The 22378-nt window shown below is 39.5% G+C and carries 22 protein-coding genes; 6 read left to right on the forward strand and 16 right to left on the reverse strand.

Annotation, left to right across the window (positions count from 1 at the left end):
- Positions 1-102 precede the first annotated feature (102 nt).
- The 3 genes from HT99x_RS08020 (at position 103) to HT99x_RS08030 (ending at position 3391) form a co-directional block, all read left to right on the forward strand.
- On the forward strand, positions 103-1587 hold the full coding sequence (locus HT99x_RS08020; protein ID WP_075066741.1) for an ankyrin repeat domain-containing protein: 1485 nt from the start codon (positions 103-105) through the stop codon (positions 1585-1587).
- Between the two features lie 202 nt (positions 1588-1789).
- Positions 1790-2209, forward strand: a complete 420-nt coding sequence (locus HT99x_RS08025) for a GNAT family N-acetyltransferase (RefSeq protein WP_075066742.1) — start codon at positions 1790-1792, stop codon at positions 2207-2209.
- Between the two features lie 42 nt (positions 2210-2251).
- Positions 2252-3391, forward strand: coding sequence for a serine hydrolase (locus tag HT99x_RS08030; protein ID WP_158003398.1), 1140 nt, complete (start codon positions 2252-2254; stop codon positions 3389-3391).
- Positions 3392-3576: 185 nt separating this feature from the next.
- On the opposite strand, the gene HT99x_RS08035 is transcribed toward HT99x_RS08030, so the two are convergent.
- Positions 3577-4752 (reverse strand): MFS transporter, encoded by a 1176-nt coding sequence (locus tag HT99x_RS08035; protein WP_075066744.1) that lies wholly within the window; start codon positions 4750-4752, stop codon positions 3577-3579.
- A 336-nt stretch (positions 4753-5088) separates the two neighbouring features.
- On the opposite strand from HT99x_RS08035, the gene HT99x_RS08040 reads away from it, so the two are divergent.
- Entirely contained in the window at positions 5089-5562 is a 474-nt protein-coding gene (locus HT99x_RS08040; protein ID WP_075066745.1) for a hypothetical protein, read from the forward strand.
- A 123-nt stretch (positions 5563-5685) separates the two neighbouring features.
- Here the strand turns inward: HT99x_RS08040 and HT99x_RS08045 are convergent, their stop codons facing one another.
- The 4 genes from HT99x_RS08045 to HT99x_RS08060 form a co-directional block, all read right to left on the reverse strand.
- The gene (locus tag HT99x_RS08045; RefSeq protein WP_139016616.1) at positions 5686-5967 is read right to left on the reverse strand and encodes a hypothetical protein; all 282 of its coding nucleotides are present in this window, start codon (positions 5965-5967) and stop codon (positions 5686-5688) included.
- 309 nt (positions 5968-6276) lie between these two features.
- Positions 6277-6489, reverse strand: coding sequence for a hypothetical protein (locus HT99x_RS08050; RefSeq protein WP_075066747.1), 213 nt, complete (start codon positions 6487-6489; stop codon positions 6277-6279).
- Positions 6490-6577: 88 nt separating this feature from the next.
- Entirely contained in the window at positions 6578-8074 is a 1497-nt protein-coding gene (locus HT99x_RS08055) for an AsmA family protein (RefSeq protein ID WP_075066748.1), read from the reverse strand.
- Between the two features lie 29 nt (positions 8075-8103).
- Positions 8104-10146: a tetratricopeptide repeat protein gene (locus HT99x_RS08060; protein WP_259566028.1), complete on the reverse strand. Its 2043-nt coding sequence runs from the start codon at positions 10144-10146 to the stop codon at positions 8104-8106.
- A 142-nt stretch (positions 10147-10288) separates the two neighbouring features.
- Here HT99x_RS08060 and HT99x_RS08065 point away from each other — a divergent pair, with 142 nt between their 5' ends.
- Positions 10289-11290, forward strand: a complete 1002-nt coding sequence (locus tag HT99x_RS08065; protein WP_075065842.1) for a YheT family hydrolase — start codon at positions 10289-10291, stop codon at positions 11288-11290.
- Positions 11291-11481: 191 nt separating this feature from the next.
- Here the strand turns inward: HT99x_RS08065 and HT99x_RS08070 are convergent, their stop codons facing one another.
- From HT99x_RS08070 to HT99x_RS08085, 4 genes are all read right to left on the reverse strand, one after another.
- Positions 11482-12336: a LuxR C-terminal-related transcriptional regulator gene (locus HT99x_RS08070; RefSeq protein ID WP_075065843.1), complete on the reverse strand. Its 855-nt coding sequence runs from the start codon at positions 12334-12336 to the stop codon at positions 11482-11484.
- 172 nt (positions 12337-12508) lie between these two features.
- Positions 12509-13483, reverse strand: coding sequence for a hypothetical protein (locus HT99x_RS08075; protein ID WP_075065844.1), 975 nt, complete (start codon positions 13481-13483; stop codon positions 12509-12511).
- Between the two features lie 5 nt (positions 13484-13488).
- Positions 13489-14616 carry a hypothetical protein gene (locus tag HT99x_RS08080; RefSeq protein ID WP_075065845.1) on the reverse strand — a complete coding sequence of 376 codons (1128 nt, stop codon included), beginning with the start codon at positions 14614-14616 and terminating at the stop codon, positions 13489-13491.
- A 5-nt stretch (positions 14617-14621) separates the two neighbouring features.
- A complete protein-coding gene (locus tag HT99x_RS08085) occupies positions 14622-15746 on the reverse strand; it encodes a hypothetical protein (protein WP_075065846.1) in 1125 nt (374 codons plus the stop codon).
- Positions 15747-16167: 421 nt separating this feature from the next.
- Between HT99x_RS08085 and HT99x_RS08090 the strand changes: the two genes are divergently transcribed.
- Positions 16168-17331, forward strand: a complete 1164-nt coding sequence (locus HT99x_RS08090) for a leucine-rich repeat domain-containing protein (RefSeq protein ID WP_075065847.1) — start codon at positions 16168-16170, stop codon at positions 17329-17331.
- A gap of 491 nt (positions 17332-17822) precedes the next feature.
- On the opposite strand, the gene HT99x_RS16040 is transcribed toward HT99x_RS08090, so the two are convergent.
- From HT99x_RS16040 to ccmD, 7 genes are read right to left on the reverse strand one after another with little or no spacing between them, the layout of a single operon-like run.
- A complete protein-coding gene (locus tag HT99x_RS16040) occupies positions 17823-17936 on the reverse strand; it encodes a methionine synthase (RefSeq protein ID WP_445971435.1) in 114 nt (37 codons plus the stop codon).
- Positions 17937-17964: 28 nt separating this feature from the next.
- The gene (locus HT99x_RS08095; protein ID WP_075065848.1) at positions 17965-18999 is read right to left on the reverse strand and encodes a c-type cytochrome biogenesis protein CcmI/CycH; all 1035 of its coding nucleotides are present in this window, start codon (positions 18997-18999) and stop codon (positions 17965-17967) included.
- Positions 18996-19388 (reverse strand): cytochrome c-type biogenesis protein CcmH, encoded by a 393-nt coding sequence (locus tag HT99x_RS08100; protein WP_075065849.1) that lies wholly within the window; start codon positions 19386-19388, stop codon positions 18996-18998. Before HT99x_RS08100 ends, HT99x_RS08095 begins: the two co-directional genes overlap by 4 nt.
- Entirely contained in the window at positions 19389-19952 is a 564-nt protein-coding gene (locus HT99x_RS08105; protein ID WP_083482831.1) for a redoxin family protein, read from the reverse strand. It lies immediately after the preceding gene.
- Between the two features lies 1 nt (position 19953).
- Positions 19954-21828 carry a heme lyase CcmF/NrfE family subunit gene (locus HT99x_RS08110; RefSeq protein WP_075065850.1) on the reverse strand — a complete coding sequence of 625 codons (1875 nt, stop codon included), beginning with the start codon at positions 21826-21828 and terminating at the stop codon, positions 19954-19956.
- On the reverse strand, positions 21825-22253 hold the full coding sequence (gene ccmE / locus HT99x_RS08115) for a cytochrome c maturation protein CcmE (protein ID WP_075065851.1): 429 nt from the start codon (positions 22251-22253) through the stop codon (positions 21825-21827). Before ccmE ends, HT99x_RS08110 begins: the two co-directional genes overlap by 4 nt.
- A complete protein-coding gene (ccmD, locus tag HT99x_RS08120; protein ID WP_075065852.1) occupies positions 22244-22378 on the reverse strand; it encodes a heme exporter protein CcmD in 135 nt (44 codons plus the stop codon). Before ccmD ends, ccmE begins: the two co-directional genes overlap by 10 nt.

Below are 22378 nucleotides of genomic sequence, written 5' to 3' on the forward strand. Positions count from 1 at the left end.
CATTAACAAGACGATGATCACTCAGTCATTTTCTTATTACTTCTCTCACACTGATTGCGTAACCTATTGAATCACTTTTGCTAAACAGGTTAAGGAGCTTCAATGATTTTAGGTGCCAATTTAATCGAAAACACGACAAAATTCTTTGAACTGATCCAAAAACCTTACACGGAAGAAAATGCTGAACTGTTAACCAGCTTAATTCAAAATGGCATTGATATTCATGCCAGAGACAAACGTGGTATGACCCCATTACATATTGCTGCAGCATGTGGTTATTCTAGTATTATTCAGCAACTATTAGAGCGTGGCGCAGCGTTCAATGTTGAAACAAATGTCGGTGATACGCCTTTACATTTAGCCACTTTAGCTAATCACCCTGCAGTCGTCTCGTTGTTATTGGAGAAAGGAGCTCATGCTGATCTTAAAAATGCTGATGGGTTAACGCCTATTTTTTTGGCAGCAAGAATGGGACTCACTGATATCATTGCGCAGCTATTAACCCGAAAAGCAGATTTTAACTTTGTTAAAGATCTGTTAGCAGGAAAGGCACCATTGACTAAAATACATCCGTTAGGATATGCAACAAAACACAATTACGGCGAAATTATTCCCTATTTATTAAAGCAAGGTGAAGATCTTAATACACTAGATTCAACTGGTTACGCCCCGTTACACCTTGCTGCATATTATAATCTCCCTCAAATGACAAAGATTTTATTAAGTTATGGAGCAAATATTGAAATTCAAGATAATCAAGGAAAAAGAACACCACTCCATCTGGCAGCTGTCAGAGATAATGTTGAAATCATACAATTACTAGTAGAGCAAAATGCAGATACTGAATCCCAAGATATTGATAATCATACACCGCTGCATTTAGCAGTGATCAATGCCCGTTATAAAGCGGTTGAAGTGCTACTACAGAGAGGAGCCAATGTTCATGCTACAAGATATGAAGATGAAGCAGAGTATGGCACGAACGCGCTACACATGGCTGCGCAACAGCGTAATACCAAACTCTTGCAGTTGCTATTAAAATATGGAGCTGATCTTAATGAAATATATGACGTTAATGATTTCACCGCTTTGACTCAAACTGCACTTAATGGCGATTATAAAAATTTCAAAATGCTTTTAGAATACGGTGCCGAGCTAAATATAGAGCTATCAGCAGTGATAAACCCCATCATTCTAAGAGAAATTTTATACATTATTCTCAACAAGATAAACCAAACTCAACGGTTAGATTTTGTGAATGAGGCATTAGCATTGGCTCCAGGTACAACAATTGAAGATATCGCTACAGCGGTAATGGAGCGTACAGATCAGGCTTACACTGACGCCGCTGTTGTGATTGAAAATCAATATGCCAACGCGATGAAATTGCAAACATTAACTTCAACTCCCCTCTTGTTTGGACGACTGCTTGCAGATATAAAAGGAAATCCGTATTTAATGCCTATAAGACATATTGAAAGAGCTGAAGAACCCTATGCTCAGGCTTTACCTAGCATTGAAGCATCAGACGATATTGAAAGTGACCAGGAATTAAAGAGCAGCGCAGCGTTGTTTAAGCATAATTAAGATAAAAATCCCCCACTCGCTCCCGTCTTCGTCCGTCTACGCTAAAAGCTTCGCCGGACTACGCCGTACAAGCGCGAGCTGCCCCCTTTTATTCAAAGGGGGTGATCGAATAGCAGAATTAGCATAGAACTAGGCTTACGACTTAGCTAAAATAAGCAAAATGCTTACATAGTTAAAACTTAGTTAACAACCTTGGAATTATATGCACCACCCATTAACCTTTGATCCTCACCCTCAATCAGCTGATTTAGATATCCTCGATCAAGGGATCTCTGCTTATGCTAAGCAGCAAAGAGATCTCCCTCCTATTGAATCATTTGCTTACTACATTCGTGATGAAGAAAATCAACTTGTCGGTGGCTGCAAGGGCAGTTGCCTTTATGGTTGCCTGTATGTCGATCAATTATGGGTGAGCGAGCCATTACGAGGCCAAGGTTATGGTCTGAAGCTGATGCAAGCCGCGCTCGAATACGGTAAAAACCAAGACTGCACTTTTGCAACGGTGAATACCATGGACTGGGAAGCACTCACGTTTTATCAACAATTGGGTTTTGAAATTCAACATATCTCTAAGGGATTTATGAAAGATTCTATGTGCTATTTTTTAAGGAAAAGCTTGTAAATGAAGAAGAATATCATCTCTTTACTTTTAGGATCTCTTTTTATGATTTCATCTATTAACGCAGCAACAACCACAGATTTTGAAAAAACGATTTCAGACTATCATCAACATTATTTAACCAGTGCTACTTTTCTAATTGCTAAAGAAGATCATATTTTATTTAAGCAAAACGTCGGTTTGGCTAATTACGTCACTCAACAACCTTTTACAGACAATACCCCATTCCCAGTTGCCTCCATCACCAAACAATTCACTGCAGCGGCTATTTTACTCTTACAAGAACAAAATAAATTAGATTTACATACACCGATTATCCATTATTTGAAAGCTTCTCATCCGATTTGGCAAGGAAAAGTTCCTGATTGGGCACATGAAATCACCATTCATCACCTGTTAACCCATTCCAGTGGTCTAGTCGATTACTCCGATGAAAAATGGCAAAACACCTTTGCTATTTCAGATCAAGAACTCGTTCCATTTATTATCACTCATATTAAGAACCAACCTGTTCGTTTTAAGGCAGGTGAAAAATTTGAATATAATAATACGGGGTATTTGCTACTATCAGAAATAATCGAAACGGTATCACCAGAGAAAAGCCTAAGCTTATTTTTAGCCAATCATATTTTTCAACCTTTAAAGATGAATCATACGTATCTGCCAACTTTTAAAGAAGAACGAGCTTATATTGCCAATGTGATATCCGGTAAACATCCTATCGTTCGCCATATTGCTAATCTCAGCAACCCTAAACACCCACCCCAACCAATGAATGAGCTTCATTTAGAAGTACCTCTTCAAGGTGGTGGCGCTCTCTTTTCAACGACACAAGATTTATTAAAATGGACTCAAGGATTATTCGGCGGAAAATTATTATCACCCCAATCACTTAAATTGATGGTAACCCCACATATTTCTGGGGAAATGTCATTCTTTGGCCCCATTCAGTATGGTTATGGTCTATTTGTTAATAATGATAATCCTAATGACATTATTTACTTTCATGGTGGCTGGATACAAGGCATTCGAGGGCAGTTAAGTTATGCGCCACAAAGCAAAATCTCTGTTATTTGTTTAAGTAATCTCTCACCCGATGAAAGCCAAGATGAACAAGCGATGAAAGATCAAATCAATTCGTTTCTTAATTTAGCCAATGATTTGCAAGCTATCGCTGCCTCTTAAAAGCAAATGGTCATGCTGTGTACTATGCTGACCATTTTTCTTGAAATATGATTAGAATATTCACGGTAGATATAGGGGAAGCTCTTATTAAGTTAATTAATGATTCTTTCTCTATTCAAGCCCCTACTTTACGTTAAGCGCTTTTTAAACTTGCCAATCGACAGATTGGCAAGTCATCTTCATTTTTAAGCATTGCTCTTTCTAAAAAAGAACCATGCTATCCCAATTGCGAAACTCACTAACAAGCTCATTAGATTTAATGTATTCGCCATGAAACTAAGGCTGACTAACAAGCTTCCCATCGTTCCTGTCACCATCAAAATGGTATAAAACATCGCTGAGGTAATACCTTTATTCAAGGTAGAACTTTGAAAACAAGCTCTATTTAAAGGTGCACAAGTCAAGCCTGCCCCCAATACCAGGATACTCATTGCACCAATAATCCCCCAAACTAAGGATGAAAATCCAATGACAGTGACGAGTAAACCGAATGCTCCTAAGATACTGATTTGAATCCCACGCCGGATTAATATTTGCCCATCATAACGATCGATAAGCTTTTGCCCTAATTGCGCTCCAATAATATAGCAACCAAAAACGGGGCATTGGCTTAAACCAAATTGTACCGTCGACAAATGGTATTGCTCTATTAATATCTCAGGCGATGCAGTGATCCAAATAATCAATGAGGTATAGATGAGTCCTAATGTTCCACAACGCAATAAAAAAAGCTTATTCTGCAATAGTTGCCGATAATCGTGAAACATTCTTTTAGGATTTAAGGCCGCCGCATCGTGTTGCGAAAAAGGCATCACAACCCATAAACCGGCCAAGGCAATGATTGCCACCAAAAGCAAGGTGCCAAACAGCCATCGCCAATTTGTCCATTGTAACAATAAACCGCCCAATAACGGCCCCACCATGGGTGCAATAATGGAAATACTGGTGATCCAAGCGAGTATTTTTACCGCATCGCGATCGGAATAAGATTCATGAATACTCGCATAACCTGCAATCATCATGCTGCAAACCCCAATCCCTTGTGCAAAACGTGCAATTAACATGAAACCGAGATTCGATGCTATCGCACAAAAGAAAGTGGCCATTAAAAATAATATTCCGCCTGAAAACAGCACAGTTCGTCTACCAAAGCGATCGGATAATGGCCCCAATAGCCATTGAAAGGAGGCATTTCCGGCTAGCCAAGCAGCAATCGTTAAACCAATCGCGCTAACCTCGGTTGAAAAGGTTGCAGCGATTTCAGGCATGGCAGGTAAATAGAGATCGTTAGAAAGATTGCAGGCAAATTCATATAAAATAAAGAAAATAGGGAAGAATCGATGTGGTAATCGCGATTTCATGATTTAGCTCTCTTTTAAACAAGTAATACAAAAGATGAAGCCCTTTGAAAGCCTAAGGCCCAAGGGGAAAATTTTTACTTGTTAGCGTAGCTAAACCGCGAGAATCACAATAAGTCGTCCTATCAGGTTGGTGTAATAGCGTGATAAGTCTAGCAAGTGCCTAGGGCTATGGCAATGTATTAATCAATGGTGATAAACCGCAATATTCGAACTTATGTCAGTAATCGTTCACCACCACCAATCATCACTTATTGTAAGGATATTCTTTACATAGAGTTGTTCAACTGTTAGTGTTGCCAAAGGTTTGCTTGCAAAAAGCGCTGGGGAAAGATCATCATGAAATGTGATCCAATACAAACAAATTCATCGGCTGAATGCTTACGTTCATCTGTTAAAAATGAATTACTCCTCGAAGTAAACCAAGGGTGCTATCAAAATTTTCGCGCTTATCTCACACAAAATAAAATAACGCATTTAGAAATTTCTGGCTCACAAACCGCTATTCCTTATTTCGATAACGCAAAGGAATCCCAAAAAATAGTCATCCATAAAGATGCTGTACATTGGTCGCATCTAAGCCTTGCTTTAAAGGGACTGCCAATCATTCTTGTTGAAGTATCGAATATGAGACTCAACAATAAGGATGTTGATGATTTGGCTAAAATCTGTGAAGGGATCCCTATTATTTCGCTATCATTAAAACACTGTGGCATCAAAATGAGCATGGAAATATTAAGCATTAAATTAGAGAATGCTTATATTGCTCAGTTGAGTATTTACCCTTCTGTTAAATTATGGTGTACAGCATAACTGTGCCCACAGGCTAAAATTGCTTGTACCTACATATACCCTTTTACATTTGTATTAAATACTTTAATAACATTCTACACGCTAATCACACAGGATTAGCATGTAGAATGCTATTAAGCCATCTTAGAAGCGGAAATAAATCCCCACTCTAGGTTGACCATAATAGCCATAACCATAGTAATAATCAGGATAATATTGCCTATAGTACCTTGGATAATATCGATAACCACCATAATAGTGCCGAGGATAGTAATTATAATAATGTCTTGGATAATAATTATAATGATATCCCGGACCATAATAGATGTGTCCATGGTGATGGTGACGATGTGCTTGTGCATCCGTAAAAGGCAGGATTAATAACCCTGATAGGAGCATCAACGATGCTGTTTTCAAGAGTTTCATAAGTCCTCCTATAGGAGGATATAAATTTCCTCTCTATATGGAATAGACTCTTAAAAAGCAGAAAAAGTTCGAATAATTGGGTGTAGAAACAAGTATTTTATTCCTGTCTCCACATGCAAGCCTGGGCTAGGAATTTATGCAAACTAGTTTCTTTTTGGGCTAGGCAACGAGTTCACGAACAACAGGAGTGTATTGCTATACACTCCTGTTGTAAGTTGAACGAAGTTAACAACGCCCAAAGTGAAACTAGGCAGCGTAATCCGTCTTCGTCCGTCTACGCTGATGCTTCGCCGGGCTACGCCGAACACGTCAATGAATTTCGAAACTATGGGTAACTCTAATAACCGGCTCAGGTTCGCCTGCTGAAATAAATTTATAACGGTTCTTTCGAATGTCCTTTTGGACATGCTGATAAGCACGTTTAAAGGCTTTAGGATGATCGTCTAATCCAATGATATCAATTACGGTGACACCATCTTCTTTTACTTGACGGATTTTACCTTGTCTTACCGTGCGTTTCATGTATTTTCCCCTAATGTTAAAGGGTTTGCACTCTTCAGTACAAATAACTCTGAATCACTTTCATTATAGGTCGGCCAATTAACTATAGTCAATCATTTGTCTCTTCATAAGCTTCGGCCAAAACTTGCTGACAAGGCGAGCTCTTTTGACTGACTATTTTTAGCATTTTTTCCGCTAAAATACTGATACCACCGGTAGCAATGCCTAAAACAATAGTACCACCCTCTTTAATAACACCTTTAGGACTTTTCACTAATTCAGGTTGAGACAAGCTCCCTTTAACATGTATGACTTGATCCATCGAGCCTATCTCGATATTCATTTGGCTGCGCGGATAAAAATCAAAAGTTAAATCAACCGTTTCATTTTTTAAATCAAGTGATCCACCACCTAAAGCATAGATATCGGTTGTTTGCATCGCAATGGTCTCTTTGGCGGTGACTTGTCCATCGGTTGCATTTAATAACATCGCTACACACTCTAATGAGGTGCCTGTTTTTGAGGGGTTCAAAGACTTCCAAAGCGCTGCAAAAACATCGATATAACGAGCATCAATTTCTCTATCTTGAATTTGCATGTTTTTAATACTGATAACGCTTCGACCTGAGAGATGTGCCATCCAAGCTGCTAAACTATCTCCCGTACTTTTTCCTTGGAAGGTTATATCTAATTTTCCATTGAGCAAAGCTGCATTTTTCCAAAAGAGCTGAAAAAAACCACTTGCAATGCTGTTTTTTAAGCTAAATTCGCTATTGACTTGTAAATTGTTCTCTCGCTTTTGAATGAATATTTTACCGGTAAGATCACCCCCAGCAATTTTGCCCCGAGGGATCAGTTCAAACTTTTTATCTTTGAAAGAAATTTGTACATCACTATCTTCAATACTTAAATTTCCGATAAAGAGATTATTAAAATGCCAATTAATTTGTCCATTTAAATCATTAATCCAATCCAAAGCAATGATGTCGCTATTAAACAATTTCAAAGTTGATAATTCTTTATCATCTTTAATGTTTAAATTAAACTGCCTAGAATTAAAATTACCATTCACAATAGGGATATGCGATAACAGCATCAGTTTAAAATCGCCTGTCACTTCATTATTATTTGCTTTAAGCGAGAATGAGGGCATAACAATTTCACGATAGGATGATAATATTTGCCCCGAGAATGAATCAATATTAAATTCAAGTTTAGAATTTTTATTTTCTTGAATTTTAATTTTCACCCCTTTGGCACTAAAATAATTAATTTTAACGACGTCAGTAAACATAGAATATAAATCAAGATCGACTTGCACATCATTTACAAACAATGACATCACCGTATTGTTCGATTCATTGATGATTGTTACTTTACTAAAATGTGCCGTAGGTGTTGGGAAAAGGTCTGTTTGAATTGCCCCGTTTAACTGAAGTTTAAGTCCTGTTTGATTTTTAAAGGTTTCTTCAATCGTTAGCTTGTGTTTGTTGACATCAAAATTAAATAGCATTATCACAGTAATTGCGAACAAAACTAAAATTACTAAGAAAGTATAAAAACAAAATTTAAACAAAAACTGCAGTACGCTAAGTAAATGTCCCATTCTGCCTCTTTATCTCCATTCGCAGAAGACTATAAGTTTTCTGGTTTTTGTGTCCTGGCAAGCATATCTGCGACAGCCATTTCATTTTCATTTAGCTGAGTAGCCAATTCATCGCGCAATATTACCGCTTCTTTGAAGCCTTTGGCGGCAGCCATATCAGCGAAGGCATAAGCCTGTACTGCATTTTTTGCGGCCCCTTGACCAGTATAATACATATTCGCTGCCCGATATTGAGAGTATTCATCTCCACTATTGGCAGCGCGTAAATACCAAGTCAAAGCGTAATTTGCTGCTTTTTGTAACCCAAAAAGCCCTTGTTCATAGATAATGGCTAATTCACGCTGGGCCGGTAAATATTCTTTCTCTGCTGCTTCTTGAATAAGACTTATCCCAGCTGGAATATTTTGTTCCTTGCCTTGTCTTGCATAGAGATAGTTCATTCCATGTTCAAATTGACTTTGAGGAGTACCACTCTCACTATACAACCATTCATTGATTTCATTCTCGGTATTCAGTTGGGTTAACGTTTCATCTGTTTCGTTAAAATAGAGTTTCAACCAATCTGATGCTTCTGCAATACGATGATTTGCGGCTTGTAATAGCCATTTTTTTGCTTCGTCAGGATTTTTTTCAACACCTTGCCCTTCAAAATACATCTGTCCTAATTTGCATTGTGCAAGAAAATGATCGCGAGATGCCAACCCTTGGTAAATAGTTAATGCTTGTTGATAATCGACGGGAGTACCAATTCCTTCATGGTAACAACTAGCCAATTGAAATAAAGCATCGGCGTGTTGATATTTAGAGGCTTTTTGAACCCAATGAAAAGCCGCTTTATCATACTGTGGTAATGAGAATTGAATCAAAGCTTGTGCTAATTTTAACTGGGCATCAATCCAACCGTTATTGGCAGCCTGAATTAAATAATCCATCGCTTGTTGGCGATCATCTAATACTGCATGACCATCTAAATATAAACTAGCTAAAGTGTATTGTGCGGGGATCCAACCTAGTTCCGCCGATTTTTTCAAATAATCAATACCGAGTTCAATATTTTTGGGTTGCTTTAATTGTCCATGAACGAAGCATAAACCAATTTGATAATAAGCTTCGGGATCGGCTTCCTTTGCTGCAGCTAAATACCAATTAAAAGCAGCATTTTCATCTTTACCTACTTTTTGTCCTTGTTGATACAATTTAGCTAAGGCTAATTGTGCGGGTGCATAGTTTTGCTCAGCGGATTTGTGCAGCATGCTAATAGGATTTTCATTCACTTGCCATGTGCCTTTTAAAAGCAACATCGCTAATTCATATTCCGCTTGAGGATGATCTTTCGCATTGGCCTGGGCATACCAGTAAAGTGCTTTGCTATCATCTTTTTCAATGAGATTGCCCTCATGATAAAGCTTTGCCAACGTGAACATTGCTAATGCATGACCATTTTGTGCAGCAAGATGCAATAGACTTTGGGCTTCATTGATATTTTGGTTAGCGGGCTCTAGGTAAATTTGAGCTAATTGATAGATGGCGTCATTATTGCCTTTCTTCGCGCAATCAACTAGCCATTGAATGGCAAGCGCCGTATCTTTAGGAACACCTTTGCCCTGAAGATAACATTGAGCTAGAGCTACCTGTGCTTGTGGATCATTACCCTTGGCAGCTTGTTGTAACCAGAAGAAAGCCTGTTCATCGCTTTTTGCAATGCCACGACCCAGCTGTAAACTGTGCGCTACTTGCATTTGTGCTTCTGGATGCCCTTGTTCTGCGGCTAAGAGAAACCATGGCATTGCTTGCTGCCAATCTTCTTTGGCAAGCGTCCCATCAAGATACAAATTTGCAAGTGCGATTTGCGCATTCGGATCGCCCGATTGCGCTTCTTTGGTACAAATTTCTAACGCAGATTCTGCGCCAACGGTTTGAATCAAATCGCGACAAAGTAAGTGACTTCCTTTGACTTCAACCAGTGAATCCGCTGCTGTTTGCGATTGCTTTTCATAGTCAGTATTACAACCTACAAGCCCGGTAAGACAGATCAGTGTCGATAGCGGTAACCCTAGTCTTTTCCCTTTCATTGTATCTTCCATGTACGTAGTAGGTTGAATTAATAAATCTGCTAGAGGGCAGCCAACATTAAAACATCATAATTCCCTTTTGGTATGGCTCCAATCCCTTTATCATTAAATTACTTACATTATAGTCGTTGAATGTTGTGCAATGCCTCAAAATATCCTTAATAAGCTACAATTATTGCCCTTTAAAGCACTGCCTTTACTCAATACGGGTAAACGCCAAACCATTGCAGCAGCGTATCTACCTGATATTCCCACACTCTCTGATGATGTCACGCATACCGTGCCATTACCAGACGGTGATCAAATCGTTCTCATTGAAAATCGCCCTCTCGTTTGGCCCGATAATGGTCGCATTGTTTTGTTGGTTCATGGGCTTACAGGCTCAGCCCGCTCAAAATATTTGGTGAGACTCGCCCATAAATTGACCCTCGAAGGATTTCTGGTCATGCGGATGAATCTACGAGGTTGTGGATTGGGGCATGGGCTCGCAAAACATCTTTATCACAGTGGGCGTAGTGAAGACACTCGTGCGGTGTTGGGCTGGTTAGCAGCCAACTTTCCCAACAGCAAAGTCACCCAAGCAGGCTTTTCACTGGGCGCCAATATTACCTTAAAAATGGCCGGTGAAGATGGCCAACATCCTAGCGGCAATCTCGATAGTGTTATTGCGGTTTCACCGCCTTTAGATCTTGAAGCTAGCGTTAAATTACTTATCCATAAAAATAATCGATTATTTAATGATTTTTTCGTCAAAGGTTTATTAGGGGATATTCAAATCTTACATGAAACCTTTCCAGAATTACCGAAACCTTCGTTTCCCAAATTATTAAATATTTATCAATTTGATGATCTGTATACCGCACCGCGCTCTGGTTTTGTCGATGCAAAAGATTATTACACGCGCTCAAGCTCTAAACATTTTATAGACAATATTACATTGCCCACTTTTTTACTCTATGCCAAAGATGATCCAGTTATCAGTCGACGCTCCTTTTTAAAATTACCGCATAAAAAAGATTTTGATGTGCTTATCACTTCTCGAGGAGGCCATGTCGGTTGGTTAGGCTATACCGGGGATTTTGGTAATTGGCGTTGGATGGATAAAGCGGTAGTGAATTGGATCAAATGGTTTGATAGGCAATGAAGCAAAGGGAGCAAAACATACCAAAGCGATTTGGTTCAATGAAAAGTGTATGGACCTCTGTCAGCAAAATAATCAACCAGAAATTTGTCGTTGCCTACTCGATAGCTTTAAGGCTAAATCCCTGACACAAAAGTTAAAGAATCTTCAAATGTAGATTACCCACTTTAGCTGCCCGCGGCAAATAGGCAAGATCAAATCGACAACTCTATTAACTCTAAATACCGCTCTTTAACAAACAAATTAATAATATCTTTACGATGCTTCAAATTTAGTTTTTTGCGAACTTTATCCATTCTGTAATCAATGGTTTTTGGAGACACATTTAATATTTTAGCGATTTCGACATAGGTAAAACCTCGTATTGTCAAAAGCACTGCCTCGGCTTCAGGTAAGGTAATAAAAACATCGGCATGTTCATTTTTAAGGTAGATTCTTTCTATTTTAAGATCTTTAAATATTTTTTTCTTTTCAGAATGATCCAGTCCCCAAATAAAAGGATTTGAATATTCTTTTTTCTCTTCTAAAATCACTTGATAACTTTGCTCACGAGCAATTTGAATAGCACTTTGCCCTGCATCTTTAAAATACTGAGAAAATCGAATTAAAATATCTAAGTTATTAAAAATAAATTGGGGAGCATGCTCCATGTTATGATCAAAACCAAAGCCAAAAGATTCTGCATGATTTTTATAAAAGGCAAAAATAAATAAGATATACCCAATATTTAACTCTTTTTGAATAGTCTTATATATTTTGCAAGATTGGTGATTACTCTGACAACCATCCCATAGGCTGATATTATTATAATTGATAGGCTTTTTATTGAAATAATTCATAATTTCATCATCATAATGTTTCATTTCAAAATAATGTTGAAACCATGCCTCATGATTACTCAAAGTAAATCGAGTGTTGTTTTTTTCTGAGTAAATATAATTGAAAAATTTTACATTAAGTTGTTCTTTCAGTGGACGACATAATTCATCGATGTTTGGCGCCAGTGCCATTGGCAAAAATGTTTTTAAATTAATCTTTTTTTTAAGCATGAAACTTAGCACCAATAAATAGTTAGTTTGTCGGCTACCAACAAAAACTTGTAAAACTCTCTAAATGGTAGCTGATAACGTATGAGAGGGAAACTTTTATCCATAGGGGGCCACGCCCTGAAGTTACAATTACACTCAAGAGCGTAAAGTAAAAAGGTAAAGACTTGAGTCCTTACCTCAATACCTGTGCTGAATAAACCACCTCAGTATCCTTTACCTCATATTCATCAAGACTTGAAAGAAACCCTGAAGTTGTAAGCGATGTTGTTTCTGCCGAATTGAAATTAAAAATCAGCCTATTGCTATTGGTACTTTCTTCTCCAAGAACCTCAACTAAATATTGCTCATCTTGCTCTGTTAGAGACAAAGAAGAGTCCTCTTGATATCCCAATGAATCAAAAAGGGAAGTAATGCTTGAATAATCATTTGTCTCACTGCTTTCATCCAGTAGGCTTTGCAATTGAAGCTCTTGCTCGCTAGTTAATCTTGTTTGTTTCGCTTTTTCTGTTTTTTTATAAGTTGCGAAATAAGCCTCTGATGCCTGCTCCGTATAACCCCTTTCTATTAGTACTTCTTTCGCGGGGCAAGAGGTTCCACGTGTTGCTGCTTTTTGAGCAGCTTTACAAGCTTTTCTTTTTGATTGCACTTCGTCAGTACCTTTGGATGCTTGATAGGCTGATAAATAAGCATCTGATGCTTGCTCAGTATAGCCCTTTTTTAATAGGGCTTCTTTTGTCAGACAAGGAGTTCCTTGTCCCGCAGCTACTTGAGCAACTTTACGAGCCTTTCTTATCGCTTGCTTTTCGTCAGTGCCTTTGGCTGCTTCATAAGCTGATAAATATGCGTTTGATGCTTGTTCTGTATAACCTCTTTCTAGAAGCACTTCTTTTGTCGGACAAACGGTTCCATGCGCAGCCGCTGTTTGAGCAGCTTTACGAGCCTTTCTGATTGCTTGCTCTTGCGGTGTTCCTGCATTTTCATTAAAGACTGAAATATAGATATCTGCTTGCTTATCGGTGTAGCCCTTTTTTGCTTTGAGTGTTTCTTTGTCATAGCACGTTTGACCGACCCTCGCAGCATCCTTCGCTGATTTGCGAATTTTATTGAGTAACTGTTCTGGCGTTAAATGCTTTGGCTTTCTTGGCATAATGATTACCTCAAATTATATATATCAGTCGAAGCATCCATTTCGCCTACTTCATCAAAACTTGAAAGAAACCCTGATGTTGTCAGTGATGTGGTTTCTGCCGAATTGAAATTAAAAAGAAGCCCATTACTATTTGTAACTTCTTCATCAAGAAGCTCAGCTAAATATTGCTCATCTTGCTCTGTTAGAAGTAATGATGTGCTTTCTTCATATCCTAATGAATCTAAAAATGAAGCAATGCATGAATAATCATTTATCTCACTGCTTTGATTCAATAGACTTTGCAATTGAAGCTCTTGCTCTTTGGTTAATCTTGTTGTTTTAGATTTTTTTGATTTTTCATAAGTTGTGAAATAAACCTCAGATGCTTGCTCGGTGTAGCCCTTTTTTATTAGTTCTTCTTTTGTCAGACAAGGGGCGCCATGCGCTGCCGTCACTTGAGCAACTGTACGAGCCTTTCTTATTGTTTGCTCCTCATCAGTACCTTTAGTTGCTTGATAGGCGGATAAATAAGCGTCTGATGTTTTCTCAGTATAGCCACTCTTTATTAGCGCTTCTTTTGTCATGCAAGAGACTCCTTTCGCTGCTGCCACTTGAGCGGCTGTACGAGCTCTTCTTATTGCCTGCTCTTCGTCAGTACCTTTTGATGCTTGATAAGCTGATAGATAAGTGTCTAATGTTTGTTTATTATAACCCTTGATTATTAGTGCTTCTTTCGTCGGACAGGGAACTCCGTGTGTTGCCGCTGCTTGAGCAGCTTGACGAGCCTTTCTTATTGTTTGCTTTTCATCAGTACCTTTGGCTGCTTCATAAGCTGATAAATAAGCGTCTGCTGCTTGAACCGTGTAACCCTTTTTTAGAAGTACTTCTTTTGTCGGACAAGAGGTTCCATGCGCAGCCGCTGCTTGAGCGGCTTTACGCACCTTTTTTATAACTTGCTCTTGCGGAGTTCCTGCCGTTTCATTAAAAGCTGAAATATAAGCATCTGCCTGTTCATCGGTGTAGCCCCTTTTTACTTTAAGTGTTTCTTTGTCATGGCATGTTCGACCATCTCGGGCAGCTTGCTTCCCTGATTTGCGAATTTTATTTAGCAACTGATCTGGTGTTAAAGGATTCGTTGGTTTTCTTGGCATAATGGTTACCTCAAATGATATATCTCAACCGAAGCATCTTTTCTGTCCACTTCATCAAGACTTGAAAGAAAACCTGAAGCTGTCAGTGATGTGGTTTCTGCTGAATTGAAATTAAAAAACAGGTTATTGGCACTTTCTTCTTCAAGAACCTCAGCTAAATATTGCTCTTCTTGCTCTGTTAAAGAAGATGATGTGTCTTCTTGATAGCCCAATGAATCTATCAATGAAGCAAAGCATGAATAATCATTTTTCTCATTGCTTTGATTCAATTGATTTTGCAATTGTTGAAGCTCTTGCTCTCTGGTTAATCTTGCATTTTTAGCATTTTTTGATTTTTCATAAGTTGCCAAATAAGCCTCTGATGTTTGCTCCGTATAACCCTTTTTTAGAAGCGCTTCTTTTGTTGGACAGGGAGTTCCACGACTTACTGCCAGTCGAGCCACGTAACTCGCTTTTCTTATTGCTTGCTCTTCATCAGTACCTTTGGACTCTTTATAGGCTGCCAAATAAATCTCTGATGCTTGTTCGGAATAACCTTTTTTTAGAAGCGCTTCTTTTGTCGGACAGGGAGTTCCTTGCCCTGCTGCCACTTGAGCGGCGCGACGCGCTTTTCTGATTGCTTGATCTTCATCAGTTCCGTTGGTTTTCTTATAAGCAGCCAAATAAGCCTCTGATGTTTGCTCCGTATAACCCTTTTTTAGAAGCACTTCTTTTGTCGGACAGGGAGCTCCATGCATTGCCACTAATTGAGCGGCACGGCGCGCTTGTCTTATTGCTTGCTCTTCATCACTACCTTTGGATTCTTTATAGGCTGCCAAATAAGCCTCTGATGCTTGTTCGGAATAACCCTTTTTTAGAAGCGCTTCTTTTGTGAGACAGAGGGCTCCTTTCCCTGCTGCCATTTGAGCAGCGTGACGCGCTTTTCTGATTGCTTGCTCTTGCGGTGTTCCTGCATTTTCATTAAAGACAGCAATATAGACATCTGCCTGATCATCGGTGTAACCCTTTTTCGCCTTGAGTATTTCTTTGTCATAGCACGTTTGGCCGACACTGGCAGCATACTTAGCTGATTGGCGAATTTTCTTTAGCAACTGATCTGGCGTTAAATGATTCGTTGGTTTTCTTGGCATAATGGTGGTCTCTAAAAATACACATAAATGGCAAAGCGATTATTACTTTTCAATATCAGCCCTATGGAGCCTATTTGAAGTAATCGTTCGAACTTCCTGACATGTTTTGCTTTATACAAGAAAAGAAGTCAGGTTTCAAGATAATTTTTATTTTTAACAAATATCATTAAGGAGTTACACGTATCTTGATGCTGGCGAGCAAAAGAGAAGAAAGGCCTGATTGATTTGAATAAATCCCACAAGGGGAGGCTTGTCCGGCGTAGTCCGGCGAAGCTTTTAGCGTAGACGGACGAAGACGGAAGCGAGCGGGGATTTCTATCTTAATTTAACACTTGTGGCACAAATGTTGCCTACCTTGCATTGTGTACCAATTTCGCAGTATAAAAAAAACATGGAAACTGCCTGCTAAAAGGTGAACACGATGTTCCCAACTCAGATCCCCGCTGAATTAATCTTTAAAATTCTTGACTTACTGCCCCTTTATGATCAAGTTATTTTTAGCAGTACTTGCAAAAATGCTAATAATTTCATGAATGATTACCATTTTTGGTTACCTCGAATTAAAGCCTTAGATCCCTCTTGCACCCTTGAACCCACAAGGCAACATTTTTGCCAAATTTTTAAGCGCACCTTAGATGAAACTGCGTTTTTTACAAAAAATACTGAAAAAATAAATACTTTATTAGAAAATCATCCCGAACAAAAAAGCAAAGTCACCCAACAACTCGCACAGCTACAAACATTATGCTTAAATCCTTGGGGTGAAGATCATCTCAAACATTTAGCGTCAATTCATGAATTGATTGAAAGTATTAATGCAACGCTTATTGAAGCACAATTGCCAACCAGTACGTTCTCATTGCGTTTACAATGTATTACTCGCTTACCTGCGGGAACGATTGCTGCTCATGCTGATTATTTTGCGAATGTCGGTAAACTAGAATTGCAAGAAAATTTACTGCAGAGACTTCCTGACAATATTGATACTTGCCAAAACTGTACGTCACTCAATTTATATGACAATCCAATGCGCAAGCTTCCTGATAGTTTTGCAAGATTGCAGGGGATACAATTTTTATACTTCAGCAATGGCTGCATGCCGCATATTCCAGCTTCCTTATATAAACTGAAGAATTTGCAATGGCTTAGTTTTAGCCACATGCATTTAACAGAGCTTTCTGCTGATATTAAGCAGTTAAAAAATCTCACCTGGTTATACCTTTGCGACAATCAAATCGCTGTATTACCTGAAGATTTTTACAAACTGACAAAGCTTCGTGAATTATTTATCGATCATAATCCTTTATCGCCTTTGCAATTCCATCGGGTTTTAGAATTATTGCGTAAAATCCAATGTGATGTGCATGATGCCTTTAAAACCCAATTTATGTTATTGAAAAAAGCAAATGAAGGGAAAAAAACCGGTAATGATGTAAATGATTTGGTTGAGCGCTTTAATTTATTATCCATGGCGCCACCGATGACACCACTTCGAAATAATCAGATGCATAAGCGAAGCTTAACCGCTAGCAGTTCTGCGATAAATCTGGGTAAAGATAAAGGGAGATTACGTCAGTTTTCTTAAGAAGGGGGCGAGTCCTGAGGGATCCCCACGAAATATTTTCGTCATTCCGTTGATCTTTTCTATAGATGAGCGTAGCGAATTAATCGCCCCCTTTGAATAAAAGGGGGCCCAAAGCGAAGCTTTCTGGGGGATTTTTATCCTAAAGCATTATTACTAAAGTTAAATAGTTACCTGCGCGCACTTAAGACAAATAGGACTAAAGAAATTGGTCATCGTTGCAAATTGTTAATATTCAACTGTAATGTCATAAAACGACAAATATCATTAAAGTTATAAGAGTTATGATAAAAATCCCCCGCTTGGTGCTTCCCTCTTCTAAAAAGCTTCTCGACCCACAGGTCGCACCAAGCCGCCCTCTTTTATTCAAAGAGGGCGATTAATTCGCTACGCTCATCATCGGTTTGTATCAACGAATGACGTAACCCTAACGGCAATAACAAATGCGTTCTCGTAAATTTTGTGGGGACCTATCAGGACTTGACCCCTTTGATTTAAGAAGGTAAGCCTGATAACCAATAAACAACGCCACCAACTGCTACAGCAATTAAGAAAACCGCTGTGAAAGCGTCGAATCTATCATCAGATTTTTTGGATTTATCACTCACTTTTAGGCCCTCTAATATTCTTTTTAGTCTATGATTGGTTAATACAAATCGCCACCGGGTTAATGCCGTAGTTTACCACGAGCGGTTGGCTTTCGCCTCGTAAGGTGCCCTCTTTCGTTAAAGGATCGCCAGATGCCGTCACCTTAGCGAATACTTCCACCTTTTCTCCCGCTTTCATCCCCATGTTGGGTAACATTTGTTGTTGGTTTGTTAGCTCAACTGTTATGGGGAGTTCATGTGCCATCCGCTTTTGCACGGCTAAAGGCATACGCTGCTCGGGGGATTTAACATAAATATAAACGACATCGGTTGGCGAGACTTTCTCTGCCAACTGTTTATCGAGAGAGACCGTTACTTTAACCACAATATTAGCAACTTTGAGCTCAGGCGCTAATTGTTTGGCTTTCGCTATGGCATTTTCGATGACCGTTTTGCGTTCAGGGGTAAGCGATTGATCATAATCAATCAGTTTTTGCCAATACAACATGGCATCCGCATATTCACCCTGGAAATAATAATCTAGTGCGAGTAAATTCATTAACACAAAATTTTGCGGATACAGCGCTAACAAAGTCTGCGCTTGTAAGCGCAATTCTTGGGGTAGTTGACCTTGATTACCCAATGAGTAGCTATAAATAGCTTGGACTTGATAATCAACAATTTCAGGTGCCATGCTTTGCGCTTTCACAAAACAATCAATCGCCTTGTCATGCATCCCTAATTCCAAGTAAACATTGCCTAATCGGGCCAGCGCCGCATGCGAATAAGCCACTTTATCTTCTAAGGTGCTTAAATTATTCAGAACTTGTTCTTTGGTTTGATTTTTATTGTTAGCAAATTCAGCGAAAAAATCATCGATCTCATTAAATGCTTGTCGATGCCGCAAGCCTTGGCTTGCACCCCAGTAAGAATATAAGCCAATACTGATACCGCTCAGCAATAAAATGGCAACCATCGCAGGCCATTTAGAGGGTTTTATTTTTGATTTGGCCATTGGCAATAGCAAAAAACCAATGGCAACGATAATTAAAACCACTAAACCTATTGTGAGCGATGTCATCATGATGTGGTTACTCTTTGACGATATCCCAGCAACCCAAACCCCAATAAAATGAATGGCCCGGTCCATAAAAACCAGGTTGCCAATTTCATTCTGGGACGATAACTCACATAATCACCATAACGCTCTAAAAGATAAGCACGTATCGAATCTGCAGATTCGCCTGCTTGAAGCCTGCGATAAACATCTTCTCTCATCGCGGTTGCAACCGGGGCATGAGAATCTGCAATACTTTGGTTAGGGCAAGTCACGCAGCGAAACTCTTTGACAAGCACTTGAAAGGTTTGCGCTTGCTGCGGGGTTTCGAAGGTAAGTGTCTCTTGCGCCATCCCTTGCCCTGTTGTTAATAACAAGCAAAGTACCATTGCACCTAACTTTAAACGGCCAATCATCTACGCAGCGTCCTGTTTCAACTTATCTAATAAGGGTAATATTTCAGCATCAAATTGCTGCATACTTAAAGCACCTAGTTGATGTAAGCGAATATTGCCTTTGGAATCGAGCACGTAAGTTTCAGGAACACCAACCAAGCCTAAATCTAAGCCCAGTTTCCCTTCTTCATCATTTAGGACCATGCTGTAGGGATCGCCTTTTTTCTCTAATAAGGCTTTAACCGGTTCGATTTCATCTCGATAAACCACGCCAATAATGGGGTAAGGTATTTTTTTGTTAATATTCATCCAGGTATTATGTTCATCAACACACACACCGCACCAAGAAGCAAAAATATGCACAATATGCGGTTTGCCGCGTAGATCTTTTAACGTAACCGTTTTTTCTGCATCATTCACAGTGGGTAATGTAAAGTTAGGGAATGCATGCCCCATTTGACTGTCGACTAAAATCGTTTCTTTAGAAACAAATAATCCTTTCCATAAAAACCATAATAAAACACCAACTAAAGCAGCAATGGTTGCCTGCCAAAACGTAATAGGAAATCGACGATGATTACTCATTTTACACTCTCCTCTGTAAAGCCGTTATCGCTGCTAAAAAAGCGCCTAGTGCTACCATCAAGCCACCAAGCCATAGCCAACGAACAAAAGGTTTAATATAAAGCCGCACCGACCAGGTGCCATCCTGAAAGCGTTCACCTAACGCAATATAAAAATCTCGGAACAACCCCGCTGAAATGGCGGTTTCTGTCATCATCATTTCACGGGCCGTAAAAAAGCGTTTTTCTGGATATAAATGCGCCAAGGTTTTTTTATCTTGCTGAATAATAAAGTGCCCTTGTTTACCAAAATAGTTAGGACCTTCTTGATCTTGCAGCGTTGCAAACTCCACATCATAGGGTGCCAAGTGAACCGTTTGCCCCACCGCTAATTGCACCTCTTTCTCGGTTTCTAAGGCGGTTGTTAAGGAAATGCCCAGCACACTCACGCCTAAGCCAACATGTGCCAAAATCATGGCCATCTTGGAAAGTTGCCAGGGACCACGTAATTTAAAAAGAGAGCTAACAACCAACATAATCCCTAAAATCACCCCCAGCAATGACATCACCGGTAATGAATGCCAGGCTAAAAAACAAACCGCTGCAAATATCGTCGCCCCCAATAGCAGGGGTGTTTTTATTCGCTTTACGATATGGCTAAAGCGATCTTGCTCCCAAAAACTATAAGGTGCCAAACTCATTAACACTAACATTGGCAACATAATAGGCACAAAAACCATGGTGTAATAAGGCGGGCCTACCGATATTTTTTCTTTGCTAATCACTTCCATAATCAGCGGATATAACGTGCCCAGTAAGACGGTTGCCGTGGCAATCACAAAAATAATATTGCCCAAGAAAATAAACGATTCTTTGGAAACGAATTGAATACGAGCAGCAGCTTCGCTGCGCTGTAAATGGTAAAGATAGAGTCCAAATGAGCTAATCAACACGGCCGCAAGAAAGTAGAGAATGAAAACCCCTCTTGCCGGATCGCTAGCAAACGCATGCACGGATGATAAGACGCCTGAGCGAACCAGGAACGTGCCCACTAAGCTTAAGGCAAAAGCGCAAAGGGCCAATAATAAGCTCCATGAGCTAAATAACGGTTTTTGCGAGGATACTTTCAACGCATGAACTAAGGCCACCCCTACCAACCAAGGCATAAAAGAAGCATTCTCTACCGGATCCCAAAACCACCAGCCCCCCCAGCCTAGTTCATAATAAGCCCACCAGCTCCCAAGGCTGATACCAATCGTTAAAAAGCTAAATGCCATTAAAGCATAAGGTCTTGCCCATTTTGCCCAAGCAAAGGATTCTCGTGGATTTAGCATCGCCGCAATCGCAAAGGCAAAGGGGATGGCAAAGCCGACATATCCCAAATATAAGAACGGCGGATGCATGACAAAACCTGGATCTTGTAATAAAGGATTCAGATCGGCCCCATCCGTTGGAATATTGGGTAAAAATCGTAAAAAAGGATTCGAGGTATGCAGTAATAATAATAAAAAGCCAATATGAATCGCAGCCAAAACCCCCAGGAGTGAACGTAATACTTTTTCCGGTAAAGAACGCGACAATAAAGTCACGACTAAGGTCCATGCCGATAAAATAAAGAGCCATAATAAAAGCGAACCTTCATGTCCACCCCAGACTGCACAGACTTTATACATAAAGGGCAGATGGGTATTCGAATTATGGGCAATGTAGGCAACGCTAAAGTCATCTTGTACAAAACAATAGACTAATGAAATAAAACTAAAAAAAACAAAAGCAATGAAACCTAGGGTTGCGCCCCGCTGCATAAGCTGTAACGGGCGATAAAAACTCCCAACCAGGGTTATCGACGCTAACCCCAGCGCCAAGATCAGACTAAATAAACCAAGTTCTGGGATCATGTTTTTTCACTTTGCTTTTTCAAATCGGCGATCTCGGGGGGCATATAGTTTTCATCGTGTTTCGCTAACACTTGCTCAGCGACAAATTCCCCATTGGTACTTAACTTTCCTAGCGCCACAATCCCCTGACCTTCTTTAAACAGATCGGGCATGATGCCGCGATAACGAATTTTGGTTTCTTGTTTAAAATCGGTAATGGTAAATTCAACTGCCAAGTCATCACGATGTTTGACGCTACCCACTATCACCATGCCGCCTACCCGGATTTTTTTCTGTGGCGACACATTATCAGTAGCTAACTGACTGGGTGTGTAAAATAAATGAATATTTTGTGAAAGCGCATAGAGCACTAACCCAATCCCGACACTTAGCCCAATCACAATCGTTAAGACTAAGACAATTCTTTTTTGATGAACTAGCGACATGGATTAACCTGTTGCAACTGTTTTCGCACCTGGCGATGCTGCCAAAGCGCATTGATGGCAAGCCAAGCTAAACTGGCCAGTACCAGCCCTACCGATGACCAAACATACCAAGTATATTGTCCCAT

Source organism: Candidatus Berkiella aquae (assembly GCF_001431295.2).
Taxonomy (GTDB): domain Bacteria; phylum Pseudomonadota; class Gammaproteobacteria; order Berkiellales; family Berkiellaceae; genus Berkiella; species Berkiella aquae.